The sequence below is a fragment of the Sphingomonas sp. dw_22 genome, assembly GCF_018449795.1.
Lineage (GTDB): Bacteria > Pseudomonadota > Alphaproteobacteria > Sphingomonadales > Sphingomonadaceae > Sphingomonas.
Genome location: NZ_JAAVVE010000025.1, coordinates 14,108 through 28,529 on the forward strand (window position 1 = coordinate 14,108; position 14,422 = coordinate 28,529).

11 protein-coding genes and 1 pseudogene are annotated in these 14,422 nt (G+C 67.8%); 8 read left to right on the top strand and 4 right to left on the bottom strand.

The window, feature by feature from the left end; translation table 11 throughout:
• Positions 1-34: 34 nt before the first annotated feature.
• Positions 35-1,114, bottom strand: a complete 1,080-nt coding sequence (locus tag HB724_RS12165) for an FAD-binding oxidoreductase (RefSeq protein ID WP_213981210.1) — start codon at positions 1,112-1,114, stop codon at positions 35-37.
• The gene (locus HB724_RS12170) at positions 1,111-2,055 is read right to left on the bottom strand and encodes an alpha/beta hydrolase (protein WP_213981211.1); all 945 of its coding nucleotides are present in this window, start codon (positions 2,053-2,055) and stop codon (positions 1,111-1,113) included. Before HB724_RS12170 ends, HB724_RS12165 begins: the two co-directional genes overlap by 4 nt.
• Before the next feature lie 50 nt (positions 2,056-2,105).
• Between HB724_RS12170 and HB724_RS20495 the strand changes: the two are divergent.
• The 8 genes and pseudogenes from HB724_RS20495 to HB724_RS12210 all read left to right on the top strand — a co-directional run.
• Positions 2,106-2,483: pseudogene (locus tag HB724_RS20495) on the top strand (prepilin peptidase); the annotation flags it as partial.
• A 347-nt stretch (positions 2,484-2,830) separates the two neighbouring features.
• Entirely contained in the window at positions 2,831-3,862 is a 1,032-nt protein-coding gene (gene cpaB, locus HB724_RS12180; protein WP_213981213.1) for a Flp pilus assembly protein CpaB, read from the top strand.
• Between the two features lies 1 nt (position 3,863).
• Entirely contained in the window at positions 3,864-5,579 is a 1,716-nt protein-coding gene (locus HB724_RS12185) for a type II and III secretion system protein family protein (RefSeq protein WP_213981214.1), read from the top strand.
• A 27-nt stretch (positions 5,580-5,606) separates the two neighbouring features.
• Positions 5,607-6,242 (top strand): CpaD family pilus assembly lipoprotein, encoded by a 636-nt coding sequence (locus HB724_RS12190; RefSeq protein WP_346344724.1) that lies wholly within the window; start codon positions 5,607-5,609, stop codon positions 6,240-6,242.
• Complete coding sequence (locus HB724_RS12195; RefSeq protein ID WP_213981216.1) at positions 6,239-7,528, top strand: pilus assembly protein CpaE; 1,290 nt, start codon at positions 6,239-6,241, stop codon at positions 7,526-7,528. Before HB724_RS12190 ends, HB724_RS12195 begins: the two co-directional genes overlap by 4 nt.
• A 51-nt stretch (positions 7,529-7,579) precedes the next feature.
• The gene (locus HB724_RS12200) at positions 7,580-8,560 is read left to right on the top strand and encodes a type II secretion system F family protein (RefSeq protein ID WP_213981217.1); all 981 of its coding nucleotides are present in this window, start codon (positions 7,580-7,582) and stop codon (positions 8,558-8,560) included.
• A 7-nt stretch (positions 8,561-8,567) separates the two neighbouring features.
• Positions 8,568-9,563, top strand: a complete 996-nt coding sequence (locus HB724_RS12205) for a type II secretion system F family protein (RefSeq protein WP_213981252.1) — start codon at positions 8,568-8,570, stop codon at positions 9,561-9,563.
• A 113-nt stretch (positions 9,564-9,676) separates the two neighbouring features.
• A complete protein-coding gene (locus tag HB724_RS12210; RefSeq protein WP_213981218.1) occupies positions 9,677-10,192 on the top strand; it encodes a hypothetical protein in 516 nt (171 codons plus the stop codon).
• A 24-nt stretch (positions 10,193-10,216) separates the two neighbouring features.
• Here HB724_RS12210 and HB724_RS12215 read toward each other — a convergent pair whose 3' ends face one another.
• Positions 10,217-11,632 (bottom strand): protoglobin domain-containing protein, encoded by a 1,416-nt coding sequence (locus HB724_RS12215; RefSeq protein WP_346344725.1) that lies wholly within the window; start codon positions 11,630-11,632, stop codon positions 10,217-10,219.
• Positions 11,633-11,741: 109 nt separating this feature from the next.
• Entirely contained in the window at positions 11,742-14,405 is a 2,664-nt protein-coding gene (gene ppdK / locus HB724_RS12220; RefSeq protein ID WP_213981220.1) for a pyruvate, phosphate dikinase, read from the bottom strand.
• Between the last annotated feature and the right edge of the window lie 17 nt (positions 14,406-14,422).

The following is a 14,422-nucleotide window of genomic DNA, read 5'->3' on the forward strand; positions in this document are numbered from 1 at the left end:
ACGACTCTCCTGACTAGAGGAAGAGTAACATAGGTTAGAAACGGGCAGGCGAATAGCGGTCAGCGTCGATATGCGCGACGCTTGCGTCGAGCGCGCGGCCGAGCAGGAGCGCCGCCGCCAGGCGGGCCGCGGCGGGCGCGGTCTGGATGCCGAAGCCGCCCTGCCCCGCGCACCAGAAGAAGCCGGGAACGCGCTCGTCAAAGCCGTAGACGGGGCGCCGATCGGGCGCGAAGCTGCGCAGGCCCGCCCATTTGTGCTCCAGCGCCTGGATGCGCCAATCCACGGCATGCTCGAACCGGTCGATCGCGATGGCGATATCGATCTCCTCGGGCTGGGCATCGCAGGGATCGCTGGCGATCTCGTCATGCGGGCTGAGCCACAGCCGCCCTCCAGCCTCGGGCTTGAAGTAGAAGCTGCCCCCGATATGCGCGACCAGCGGACAGCCCTCGGGCGGCGCAGGATCGGTGCGGAGCTGCGCCATGGTCCGGCGATAGGGCTGGATGCCCAGCGGCCGCGCTCCCGCCATCGCCGCGACCGGATCGGCCCACGCACCGGCGGCATCGACCAGCACGTCCGCCTCGAAATACCCGGCGCGGGTCGCCAGCCGCCAAGTGCCGGCCCGTTCGGTGGATTCGAGCGCGGCGGAAAGAACCAGCTCGGCCCCGGCCCGCCGGGCGGTGGCGAGGAAGGCGGCGTGGAGTCCGGCGACGTCGATATATTCGCAGCTCGGCTCATGGACGCCCAGGCTCCATTCGGAGCGCAGGCCCGGCACCATCTCGCGCGGATCGACCGTGCGCAGCTCCACGCCGCTGCCGTCGAATTCGGCCAGAAACGCATCGATCTCCGCCGCGTCCTGCGCCCGCCCGATATGGAGCGAGCTCAGCGGATCGAGGAAGCCGCCTTCGCGCAGCGCCGGCCCCGAGGCGGTGGTGAGCGGCTGGATGTCCGGCCCGCCATAGGTTTCGGACCAGAAGGCGGCGGAGCGGCCGGTGGAATGATAGCCGGGCCTGTCCTCGCCCTCCAGGATCAGCACGCGCGCATGCGGGGCGAGCTCGGCGGCAAGGCTGGCGCCCGCGATGCCGGCGCCGATGATGGCGATATCGTAGCGGCTCAACGTTTCGCGGCTCTCTCGGCCAGGAACTTGTCGATCTCGCCCAGCGCGCGGTCGCGCACGGGATCGGCCTCGCGCAATATCTCGTGCGCGCTCTCGTCGCCGAAGGTGACGATGCGGGCATCGGGCAGCCTGGGGCCGATGCGCAGCGCCACGCGCGCATCGACCAGCGCATCGGCCCGCGCGACCAGCATCAGCACCGGGACCGGCATCGATTCGAGCTGCGGATTCGCCTCCAGCTCGCGCATCGACTTGAACGCTTCGATCACCCAGCGCCAGCTCGGCGGGCCGGTGAGGATCGCGGGATCGTGCTGCTGCCACCAGATCTCGTCCGCATAGCGATCGGGATCATGGGTGAGCAGGTTCGATCGCGTCTCGGTGGTATAGGGCTTCTCGTTGCCCTTCCAGGCACGGCGCGCGGGGTTGCCGATATTGCCCAGGATGCGCGCCGCGCGCTCGGCGAAGCGGCCGAACGGGCTCTTCACCCCCAGCATCGGCGCGATCACCACCGCGGCATCGGGCCGGATCGTGCCCTCGACCAGCGCGCGCAGCACCAGATGGCCGCCCATCGAATGGCCCATCACGACATGCGGCCCCGGCGTACCGGCGATCCATTCGGCATGGAAGGCTTTGAAATCGCCGATGAACTGGTCGAAGCTCTCGATATCGCCGCAATTGGCGGCCGACGTGAGCCGGCCCGATCCGCCCTGGCCGCGCCAGTCGAACGACGTGATCGTCCATCCCGCATCATGCCAATGGGCGAAACTCTCCAGATATTTCTCGAATATGTCGCCGCGGCCGCCCTGGAACAGGATCGATCCGCGCGGTTCATCGATATCGGCAGGCCAGGTGAAGGCGCGCAGCGCCCATCCGTCCGGAGCGGGCCAGCGATGGATCTCGGAGCCCGGAGGCAAGGCACGGCGATCGACTGCGGAAATTGCCATGGGGACTGGTTACGTTTTGATAAGCCATCCCGTCTAGGCATTTGCCTGAAATGGGGGACTTTACAGCAACTTTCCTGCTCGGCGCGCTGGCGCTGCTCCTAGTCTCGGCCGGGATAGAGGATGCGCGTTCCCGCGAGATCGCCAATTGGAAGAACATCGCCATCGCCCTGCTCGCCCCGCTCTGGTGGTGGGCGAACGGCCTGGCGCTGTGGCCGGACATGGCGATCCAGTTCGGCATCGCGGCGATCGTCTTCGCCTTCTTCGCCGGCGCCTTCGCGATCGGCCAGATGGGCGGCGGCGACGTCAAGCTGATCGGCGCACTGGCGCTGTGGCTGCCGGTGACTCCGCTCGTTTCGATGATGATGACGATGGCGCTGGTCGGCGGCGGGCTCACACTGCTGATGGTCGCCGAGCAATGGGTGCGCCGCGGCCATGGCATGCCCCGGCCCGGCAAGGGGGCGATCGCCGTCCTGCTCGCGCTCGCCGCCGCCGGCGTCGCGCTGGCGCAGCCGGGCACGCTCCTGTGGCTGCGCGGCGAGCCGGTACTGTGGCTGCTGACGATCCTGGCGCTGCTGTGCGGCATCGCCCTGTTGCTGCTGCTCATGCTGGGCTCCGCCCGGCGTCGGGGGATCCTGCCCGAGGTTCCCTACGGCGTGGCGATCGCGATCGCCGGGCTGCTGGTTCTTCGCGAACCACTTCTTAACCAGTTCGGGTGATGATTAACGGCGGCGCAACCAGGGCCGGCCAGGGATTTTTCGAGAAGGCTTGAAGCGAAATGGATGCACGCAAGCTCATTCTACTTGTCGGCGCGCTGATCGTCGCGGCGGTCACCGCGTTCATGGCGCGCAGCCTGTTGCTCGGCACGCCCACGCCGGTCGCCGGCGCGGCGCCGACGGCGGCCTCGCCCCAGAACACGACCGAGGTGCTGGTCGCCAAGCGCGCGCTGCCGGTCGGCACGATCCTGGATGCGACGTCGATGGAATTCCGCCCCTGGCCGAAGGAACTGGTCGAGGGCGCCTATTATGTGAAGGGCGAGGCCGATCCGGCCAAGCTTCAGGGCGTGGTCGTCCGTTTCGCGGTTTCGGCGGGCCAGCCGCTGACCCAGGGCGGGCTGGTCAAGCCCGGCGATCGCGGCTTCCTGGCCGCGGCGCTCGGCCCCGGCATGCGCGCCGTCACGGTTCCCGTTTCCGCCCAGAGCGCGGTCGCCGGCTTCGTCTTCCCGGGCGACCGGGTGGACCTGGTGCTGACCCAGTCGGTCTCCGGCGGCGGCGACGGCCCGCCGCTCAAGGCTTCGGAGACGATCCTGCGCAACCTGCGCGTGCTCGCGACCGACCAGCGCACCGACAAGAATACCGACGACAAGGGCAACACCATCGTCAACACCTATTCGACCGTCACCGTCGAGGCGACACCCAAGATCGCCGAGAAGATCGCGGTCGCGCAGACCGTCGGCAGCCTGTCGCTGTCGCTGCGCTCGATCGCCGACAATCAGGGCGAGCTCGAGGAAGCGATCGCCAGCGGCGAAGTCGACGTGCCGGCAAATGGCGATGCCAAGGCCGAGAAGGCGATGCTGGCCCGCGCATCGGCGCGGCCTTCGGAAGGGGCGCCGACATTCGCCACCGGCGCCGACGTGTCGCGCTTCCAGCGCCGCACCGTGCCCGGCAAGCCGGCCGAGGATCACGCGGCGACGCAGCAGGCGCCGAACGGCCAATCCTATCCGGGGGCGGTGGCAGTGCCGCAGGGGCCGACCGTGCGGATCGTGCGCGGCAGCGACGCGAGCGTCGTCGCCGTTGGGGGGAAGAATTGAGATGACCATCAGGAAGCTCGCCCGAACGTCGCTGGGGGCGACCGTATCGACGGCGTTGGCGCTCGGCATGCCGGGCTCCGCCTTTGCCCAGAGCCGTACCCCGCGCGCCAACCAGGACGCCCGGCCGATCGCCCGCGTCGCCATGCTCCCGGCGGGCTCCCAGCGGCCGACCGCCGAGGTGCGCCTGTCGATCGGCGAGGGTGAGCTAATCAACCTGCCCGTCAATGCTGCCAATGTCTGGACGTCCAATCCGGCCGCGGCCGACGTCTATGTCGCCAATGCCCGCCAGATCCATCTCTATGGCAAGGCGTTCGGCGAGGCGACGGTGTTCGCGACCAGCGCGAGCGGCGCGGTGATCTACTCGACCAAGGTTCAGGTCAGCCAGAATCTCAGCTCGATCGATCAGATGCTGCGCGCGGCGATGCCCGATACCGACATCACCGTCGCGACCGTGGGGCAGCTCGCGGTGCTCAACGGCACGGTAAAGTCGCCGCAGGACAGCGAGCAGGCCCAGCGCCTGGTGACGGCGCTGCTCAACCCCGGCGTCAACGTCAGCGATGCCAGTGCCCAGCTCAAGATCGGCGTGGTCAACCGCCTGCGCATGGCGACGCCGCTGCAGGTGAACCTGCAGGTCAAGTTCGCCGAGGTGAGCCGCAGCTTCGTCAAGAATATCGGCGTGAACCTGGCCACGAAGGACAGCACCGGCGGCTTCAATTTCGGCCTTGCCCAGGGCCGCAATCCGGGCGGCTTCACCACGGGCGATCTGGCCCAGTATCCGACCGCGACCCTGCCCGTTCCGGGCGGCGGAAGTATCACCGGTCCCTATGATCCCGCGACCGGCAAGTTCGTGAACCCGCGGGCGACCACCATCGCCGACATCACCAAGGGCTCCGACAACAGCACGATCGGTCTCGCCGGCCGGCTGCTCGGCCTCGACATCCTCTCGGCGATCGACCTTGGCGAGACGATCGGCCAGGTGACGACGCTCGCCAATCCGAACCTGACCGCGCTTTCGGGCGAAACCGCCAATTTCCTTGCCGGCGGCGAGATTCCGATCCCCGTGGCGCAGGGACTGGGCACGACCACGGTCGAGTTCAAGCAATATGGCGTGAGCCTGGCCTTCACCCCCACGGTGCTGGCCGATGGCCGCATCTCGCTGCACGTGCGCCCCGAAGTCTCGGAGCTTTCCTCGGCCGGCGCAGTCCAGCTCAACGGCGTGACCATTCCCGCGCTCACCACCCGCCGCAGCGAGACCACGGTCGAGCTGGGTTCGGGCGAGAGCATGGTGATCGGCGGCCTGCTGCAGAACAGCAACAACAACTCGATCGCGAAGACGCCGGGCCTGGGCGACGTGCCGATCCTGGGCGCACTGTTCCGTTCGAACGGCTTCCAGCGCAACGAGACCGAATTGGTGATCGTCATCACGCCCTATCTGGTCCGGCCCGTCAATGCGAACCAGATCGTCCTGCCGACCGACGGCTACAAGGCGCCGAACGACTTCAATCGGATCCTGCTCGGCCAGGTCAGTGGCGGCACCACCGGCGGCGACCGCCCCAAGCCGGCCATGGCGCCGGACAGCGGCCAGCCCTCGATCGGCGCCGTCGCTCCCGTGCCGGTGACGCCGCAGGGCCAGCCGGCCAATGCGGCGCCCGCCCAGAACAGCAACCGCAAGCAGAAGAAGGGCGGCGCCGCGGCGGCCCCCGGCTTCAGCTTCTGATCGCCGACCATGTTTAGGAGACCGCCCGTGTTCCCGCGCTCCACTATCCTGCTGCTTGCCCCGGCGCTGCTTCTTGCGGGTTGCGGCACCTATAATGGCGGGATCGATTCGATCCATCAGCCGGTCGTGCAGCGTAGCGACTATGTGCTCGACCTCCAGACCGCGGGCAGCGATCTGGCGCCGGGCGAGAACCAGCGGCTTGCCGGCTGGATGGCGGCGATGAACCTGCGCTACGGTGATCGCATCGCGATCGACGACGGCGCCGACGGCGCCACCGGTCGCAGCGAGATCGCGGCCGAGGCGGGCCATTATGGCCTGATGCTCGCCGATCGCGCGCCGGCGACTGCCGGCCAGATCGCGCCGGGAACGATCCGCGTGGTCGTCACCCGGATGAGCGCAAGCGTGCCGGGCTGCCCCGATTATTCGCACCCGGCGGAGTTCACCGCCGATGCGAGCACCAGCTCCAATTTCGGCTGCGCCACCAACGGCAATCTTGCCGCGATGGTCGCCGATCCGGCCGATCTGGTGCGTGGCGCCCCCGGATCGCCCACCGCCGATCCGGCCACTTCCGCCAAGGCGATCGGCGCCTTCCGTGCGGCGGCGCCTTCCGGCTCCGGCGGCACCACGGTCAAATCGGATTCGGCGGGAGGCACCCAGAAGTGAACATGCCCTTCAATCCCGGCCGCACTGCGCATCGCGAACCCTTCACCGCATTCGTCTGCGACGAGGCGACGGCGGAAACGCTGCGCCCGATCGCGGTCGAGCTCGGCTGGTCGCCCGAAAAGGTCAACAAGGGCGGCCTGCGCAACGCCGTGCAGACGCTGTCGGTCTCGGCGAGCCCGAACATCCTGTTCGTCGACCTCTCCGAATCGGGCGATCCGCTCAACGACATCAACGCGCTGGCCGAAGTCTGCGAGCCCGGCACGATCGTGATCGCATCGGGCCAGGTCAACGATGTGCGCCTCTATCGCGACCTGCTCGCCAGCGGCATCCACGATTACCTGCTCAAGCCGCTCAATGCCGATGCGCTGCGCGATACCTTCGCCCAGGCGCAGGCGGCGCTGACCGCGCCCAAGCTCGCCGAGCCGGGCAGCGAGCGCCCGCATTGCGCGGTGGCGGTGATCGGTACACGCGGCGGCGCCGGCGCATCGACGATCGCGACCTCGCTCGCCTGGCTGCTGAGCGACAAGCACACGCGCACCACCGCGCTGCTCGATCTCGACATCCATTTCGGCACCGGCGCACTGGCGCTCGACCTCGAGCCGGGCCGCGGCCTGACCGACGCGATCGAGAATCCCAGCCGCATCGACGGCCTGTTCATCGAACGCGCGATGGTGAAGGCATCCGAACGCCTGGCGGTGCTTTCCGCCGAGGCGCCGATCAATTCGCCGGTCATCAGCGACGGCGCGGCCTTCTACCAGCTCCAGGAAGAGATGCGCAGCGCCTTCGAATGTACCGTGGTCGATCTGCCGCGCGGCATGCTGGTCAATCACCCGCACCTCATCACCGACATCCAAGTCGCCGTGCTGGTGACCGAGCTGACGCTCGCCTCGGCCCGCGACGCGATCCGCATCCTCAGCTGGTTCAAGTCGAACGCACCGCAGACCCAGGTGATCGTGGTCGCCAACAAGGTGCCGCAGGCCGCGCTGCTCGAGATCAGCCGCAAGGATTTCGAAGGCTCGATCGAGCGCAAGATCGACGTGCTGATCCCCTATGATCCCAAGACCGCGATGCAGGCCGCCAAGCTCGGCAAGCCGCTGGCGGAGGCCGGCAAGGGCACCAAGGCGCTGGCGCCGATCGGCGAGCTGGCGACGCGGATCACCGCGATCACCGATTCGGGCGAGCATGACGACAAGGCCGAACGGGCCAAGGCAAACACGCGGGGCGCTTCGCTGCTGAGCAAGCTGAGCGGCTTCAAGGACAAGATGCCCAAAAAGGCGAAGAAGTAACTTTCGTCCCTTCCCTATTCGGGGAGGGGCTGAACTGGAGGCATATCGGGCGTGGAATTGATGCCGGTAGTGATGCTTGGCGGCGGCGCCTTCCTGGTGTTCGCGCTGATGGTGCTGGCCTTCTCCGGTCCCTCGGCGGAGCGCGCCGGCGCGCGCCGCCTCACCAAGCTGCGCGAACGCCATGTCGTAAGCGCCGCGGGCACCAATGCGATGGAGGCGCAGCTTCGTCGCGTCTCGGCCGCGCGCCAGACCAACATGGACGCGACCGCATCGCGCTTCCTGCCCAATCCCGCGCTGCTCCAGAAGCGGCTGCACATGACCGGCCAGCCCTGGACGCTCAGCCAATATGCCCTGGCGACGCTGGGGCTGATATTGGTCCCGGCAGGGCTGCTGCTGTTCGAAGGCGCCCCGATCTGGCTGGCGCTGTTCCTGGGGCTCGCCATCGGCCTGGGGCTGCCGCATTTCGTGGTCGGCTTCTTCATCAAGCGCCGCATCGCCAGGTTCACCGCCAAGTTCCCCGACGCGATCGAGCTGCTCGTGCGCGGCCTGCGCTCGGGCCTGCCGATCACCGAGACGATGAGCGTCGTCGGCTCCGAGGTCGACGGCCCGGTGGGCGAGGAATTCCGCGCGGTGTCCGACAAGATGAAGATCGGCCGCACGCTCGACGCCGCGCTTCAGGAAACCGCGGACAGGCTCGGCACCCCCGAATTCCAGTTCTTCACCATCACCATCGCGATCCAGCGCGAGACCGGCGGCAATCTGGCCGAAACGCTCGCCAACCTGGCCGATGTGCTGCGCAAGCGCAGCCAGATGAAGCTCAAGATCAAGGCGATGTCCTCGGAATCCAAGGCTTCCGCGCTGATCGTCGGCGCATTGCCCTTCATCGTGTTCGGGCTGATCTGGTTCATCAACAACAGATATATGCTGAACTTCTTCGTCGACGAGCGGCTGATGGTCGCCGGCGGCGGCGGCCTGATCTGGATGGGCCTGGGCGCCTTCATCATGGCCAAGATGGTCAATTTCGAGATCTGATGCGATGATGGCACCTCCTACCGGCCCGACGGTCCTTGGCGTCGATGTGATGTGGGTGGCGACGTTGCTCGCCGCCGTCGCCGCCTTCGCCGTGCTCGTCGCCATCTATGCCGCGACGACGGTGCGCGATCCGATGGCCAAGCGCGTCAAGGCGCTGAACGAGCGCCGCGAGCAATTGAAGGCCGGCATCACCGCCTCCACCTCGAAGCGCCGCGCCAAGCTGGTCCAGCGCAGCGAGACGACCGACCGCATCCGCAACTTCCTGTCCTCGCTGAAGGTGCTCCAGGACAGCCAGCTCCAGCAGGCGCAGACCAAGCTGCTCCAGGCCGGCATCCGCCGCAAGGAATGGGCGGTCGCGGTGATCTTCGGCCGGCTGGTCCTGCCGATCGTGGTCGGCGGGCCGGTGCTCTACATGGTCTACGGTACCGAGATGTTCGCCGACTGGTCGCCGATGAAGGCCTATGGCCTGGTCGCGGGCGCCTTCATCCTCGCCTACAAATTCCCCGATCTCTATCTCAAGAACAAGATCACCAAGCGCAGCCACGCAATCCGCAAGGGCCTGCCCGACGCGCTCGACCTGCTGGTGATCTGCGCCGAGGCGGGCCTGACCGTCGATGCCGCCTTCGCGCGCGTCTCCAAGGAGCTGGGCAAGGCCTATCCCGAGCTGGGCGAGGAATTCTCGCTGACCGCGATCGAGCTGGGCTTCCTGACCGACCGCCGCCAGGCGTTCGAGAATCTCGCCACGCGCATCGATCTGGAGGCGGTCCGCGGCGTCGTCACCACGATGATCCAGACCGAGAAATACGGCACCCCGCTCGCCTCGGCGCTGCGCGTGCTTTCGGCCGAGTTCCGCAACGAGCGCATGATGCGCGCCGAGGAAAAGGCCGCGCGCCTGCCGGCGATCATGACGATCCCGCTGATCCTGTTCATTCTGCCGGTGCTGTTCATCATCATCCTCGGCCCGGCCGCCTGCTCGATCAACGACTCCTTCATCAACCGATAGGGTCAAGCCGCCCGCCGGAACCTTGGCGGCCCTCGAAACGCTCCTGCATCATTCCGATGGCGTCGCGCAGTAACGCGCGATAGCCTTCGCGAGGACATGGAGAGGGCGAACCGATGCACGACCTGCCGTTCACCACACCGACCCAGATCGTCGCGCTGCTTCTCACGCTGATCGCGGGATGGGCCTTCGGGCTCGCAAGCGCCTCGGGCGGAAAGCGCTGGCGAACACGCTATCAGGACGAACAGGTCGCACGCAGCCGGGCGGACGCGGCGCTGAAGGACGCCAACAGCCGCATCCGCGAGCTGGAAGCCGAGCGCGACCGGCTACGCGGGCCAGCACCCGTGGCCACCGGCGTAGCGGCGGCCGAGCCGGCATGGCGCGGCTGGTTCGGCTGGGGCCGCGACAATCTCGCGCGCATCCGCGGCGTTGATGGACCACGCGAACGCCAGCTCAACGACCTCGGCATCAAGACCTATCGCGAGATCGAGACGCTGACCGGCGACGAGGAAGCCGCGCTGGAGAAGCGGCTCGGCATCCCGAGCGGCACCATCGCCAACGAGCAATGGCGCGAGCAGGCGTCACTGCTCCAGAGCGGAAACGACGACGAGCACGCCCGACGCTTCGGCTGAACGGGCGAAGCGGTTCCCGCCCGATCAGTGATAGGTCGCGACGGCCAGGGCAGGTCGTGCCTCGACGGGCCGCATGGCGGGCTTTTCGCCCGAGAAGCCCGCCGCCTGTTCGGCGAGCTGCCGGACTTCGTTCATCAGGTTGCGCGCGGCGGCCGAGGTCTGCTCGACCATGGCGGCGTTCTGCTGGGTCGACTGGTCCATCGTGCCGATCGCGGCACTGATCTGGCTGATCGCGGTCGATTGCGCCTGGTTGTCGGCCGCCATCTCGCCGAGCAGATTGTGAACCTCGCCGACATCCCCGGAGATGTTGACCAGCGCGCCATCGACCTTCTCGACCATCTGGACAGCGGCGACGATGTCGGTCTGGGTGGCGGTGAGCTGGTCACGGGCGCGGCCGGCTTCCTCTTCGGCACGCATCGCGAGCGCCGACACCAGATCCGCCACGACCGCGAAGCCGCGGCCCGCCTCACCGGCACGGCCAGCCTCGACCGCCGCGTTCATCGCCAGCACCCGCGTCTGGAAGGCGATCTTGTCGAGCCCTTCGATCACGCTGTCGATGCCCTTGGCGCTCTCGCTGACCCGACCCATAGCCTGTACGGCCTCGTCGGCGATCGCGCGGCCGCCCGAGACCGTGGCGATGGCGCCGTCGGCCCGCTCCACCGTCCGTGATGCCGATTCCGCCGTCGCCTTCAGGCGGCCGTCCATCTGGCTCACCGCCGCCGAAGTCTCCTCCAGGCTGGCGGCATTGGCTTCGGTGCGGCGCGCCAGATTTTCCGATGCCTCGGATATCTCGCTCGATCCGGCGAGGATATTGTCCGTCGCGGTAGCGATCGAGGCCAGCAGCGCGTTGAGCTCGGCCTCGCGTTTTTCCAGCGCGGCCATGGATTTCGCCCGTTCCGCCTGCGCTTCCTCGAAATAGACCGAGACGGCGAGTTCCAGATCGAGCAGCGCTGCCTTCACCAGCGCCGCGACCTCGTCGGCGGCAGAGCGGTTGACCCCGCCGAACCTGCTCCCGCCGCCCTCCAGCACTTCGCGGACCAGCGCTTCGAGCACGATCGAGTAGCCGCCGATATACCAGCGCGGCTCCAGCCCGATCCGGGCATGGACGCTGCCGATGCGGCGCACGCTCGCATAATAGTCGTCGTCGAAGCGGCCGTCCCACAGCCGCCGCCAATGCGCCTGCTGCAAGCCCTTCGCGCCCTGCACATGTGCGGCGTCGCGAAAGAAATGCCGCACGCCTTCGGTGCGCGCGATCCTGTCGTAAAGCCGTTCGAGCGCCGCCGGCACCCTGGGCATCAGCCTGGTGGCGAGCCGCGCGAGCGTCGCGCGCTGCGCATTGTCCATTCCCACGAACGCAAGGCGCGTATTCAGATCCTCAGCCGACATGTCTCTCTCCCCATCCGCCACGCAAATCCACACGCGACCAGGAAGAGAGCGCATAATCGCCCCGCCCTTCAGTCCCTCCGATTATAGGAAGGAATGGAGGAAACGGTTCGCTGCCGTAATATTTTACGCCCCTGTCACTCCGTAATGTCCACAGGGTCCGCGCTCAGCCTTTCCTGAGCGCGGCCTGCGCCGCCGCCAGCCGGGCGATCGGCACGCGATAGGGCGAGGCCGAGACGTAATCGAGCCCGGTAGCCTCGCAAAAGGCGATCGAGGCCGGATCGCCGCCATGCTCGCCGCAGATGCCGAGCTTGATGCCGGGGCGCGTCGCACGTCCCCGTTCCGCCGCGATCGCGATCAACTCGCCCACCCCTTCCACGTCGAGGCTGACGAACGGATCCTTGGGATAGATGCCCTTCTCGACATAGGTCGTCAGGAACCGCCCCGCATCGTCGCGGCTGACGCCGAGCGTCGTCTGGGTCAGGTCGTTGGTGCCGAAGCTGAAGAACGCGCCGACCTCGGCGATATCGCCCGCGCGCAGAGCCGCGCGGGGCAGCTCGATCATCGTGCCGACGAGATATTCGATCCGGCGGCCCTTCTCGGCGAACACGGCCTCGGCGGCCTTGTCGACGACGATCTTCATCAGCTCCAACTCGCGCCGCGTGGCGACCAGCGGGATCATCACTTCAGGAATCGGCGCGGCGCCCGATTTCTCGGCGACCAGGATCGCCGCCTCGAAGATCGCCCGCGCCTGGATCTCGTAGATTTCGGGATAGGTGACGCCCAGGCGGCACCCGCGATGGCCGAGCATCGGGTTGAACTCGTGCAGCTCCGCCGCACGGCGCTTGAGCGTCTCCACGTCGATGCCCGCGGCCTCGGCCACTTCGGCGAACTCGGCCTCCTCGTGCGGCAGGAACTCGTGCAGCGGCGGATCGAGCAGGCGGATCGTCACCGGCAGGCCCGCCATCACCTCGAAGATCTGCACGAAGTCGCTGCGCTGCTCGGGCAGCAGCTTCTCCAGCGCGACGCGGCGGCCCGCCTCATCGGCGGCGAGGATCATCTGGCGAACCGCGGTGATGCGCGCCGAATCGAAGAACATATGCTCGGTGCGGCACAGCCCGACGCCCTCGGCACCGAAATCGCGCGCGGTACGGCAATCGAGCGGCGTCTCGGCATTGGCGCGGACCTTGAGGCGACGCTTGGCGTCCGCCCAGGCCATCAGCGTGCCGAAATCGCCCGACAGCTCGGGCTGCACGGTCGGCACTTCGCCGAACATCACTTCGCCGGTGGCGCCGTCGATCGTGACGATATCGCCCTCGCGCACCTCGCGCGTGCCCACCCGCATGATCTTCTCGCGCGCATTGATCGCGAGCGTCCCCGCGCCGGAGACACAGGGCCGCCCCATGCCGCGCGCGACGACCGCCGCATGGCTGGTCATGCCGCCGCGCGCCGTCAGGATGCCCTTGGCCGCGTGCATGCCGTGGATATCCTCGGGCGAAGTCTCGACGCGGATCAGGATCACCGCCTCGCCCGCGCCCGCGCGCTTCTCGGCCGTGTCGCTGTCGAACACGGCCGCGCCCGATGCCGCGCCCGGCGAGGCCGGCAGCCCCTTGGTCAGCACGTCGCGCGGCGCCTTGGGATCGAGCGTCGGGTGGAGAAGCTGGTCGAGCGCCGACGCATCGACGCGCAGGATCGCTTCTTCCTGCGAGATCAGCCCCTCGCTCGCCATGTCGACTGCGATCTTGAGCGCGGCCTTGGCGGTGCGCTTGCCCGAGCGGGTCTGAAGCATCCACAGCTTGCCGCGCTCGACGGTGAACTCGATGTCCTGCATGTCGCGGTAATGCTTTTCGAGCGTCTCGAAGACCGCCGCGAGCTGGGCGTACACCTCGGGCATCGCCTCTTCCATCGACAGCGGCTTGGCCCCGGCGCGTTCCCGTGCCGCTTGGGTCAGGTACTGCGGCGTGCGGATGCCGGCGACGACGTCCTCGCCCTGCGCGTTGATGAGGAACTCGCCATAATAGGCGGCCTCGCCCGTCGCCGGATCGCGGGTGAAGGCCACGCCCGTCGCCGAGGTGTCGCCCATATTGCCGAACACCATCGCCTGCACGTTGACCGCCGTGCCCCAGTCGCCGGGAATGTCGTTCAGTCGGCGATAGACCTTGGCGCGCTCGGACTGCCACGATCCGAACACCGCGCCTATCGCGCCCCAGAGCTGGTCATGCACGTCCTGCGGGAAGGGCTTGTTCCACAGCTCCTGGACGATCGCCTTGTACTCGGCGACCAGCGCCTGCCAGTCCTTGGCCGAAAGCTCGGTATCGAGGGTGAAGCCGCGGTCCTCCTTGGCGATCTCCAGCGCTTCCTCGAAGCGGCCGTGATCGAGCCCGAGCACCACGTCCGAATACATCTGGATGAAGCGGCGATAGCTGTCCCAGGCGAAGCGCTCGTCGCCGCTCACCGCCGCCAGCCCGACGACGGTATCGTCGTTCAGGCCGAGGTTCAGCACCGTGTCCATCATGCCCGGCATCGAGACGCGCGCGCCGCTGCGGACCGAGACGAGCAGCGGATCGGCGGCGTCGCCGAACTTCTTGCCCGTGATCCCCTCGATATGGGCGATGCCGTTGGCGACTTCGGCCGTCAGGCTCTCGGGGAAGCGCTCGCCCTCGTCATAATAGACCGCGCACATCACCGTGCTGATCGTGAAGCCGGGGGGCACCGGCAGACCGATTCCGGCCATGCCGTCGAGATTCGCGCCCTTGCCGCCAAGGAGATTCTTGTCCCCCGCGCCGCCATCCGAAACACCGCCACCGAACCGATATACGTATTGCGTCATTCCCGATCCCTTTTGAC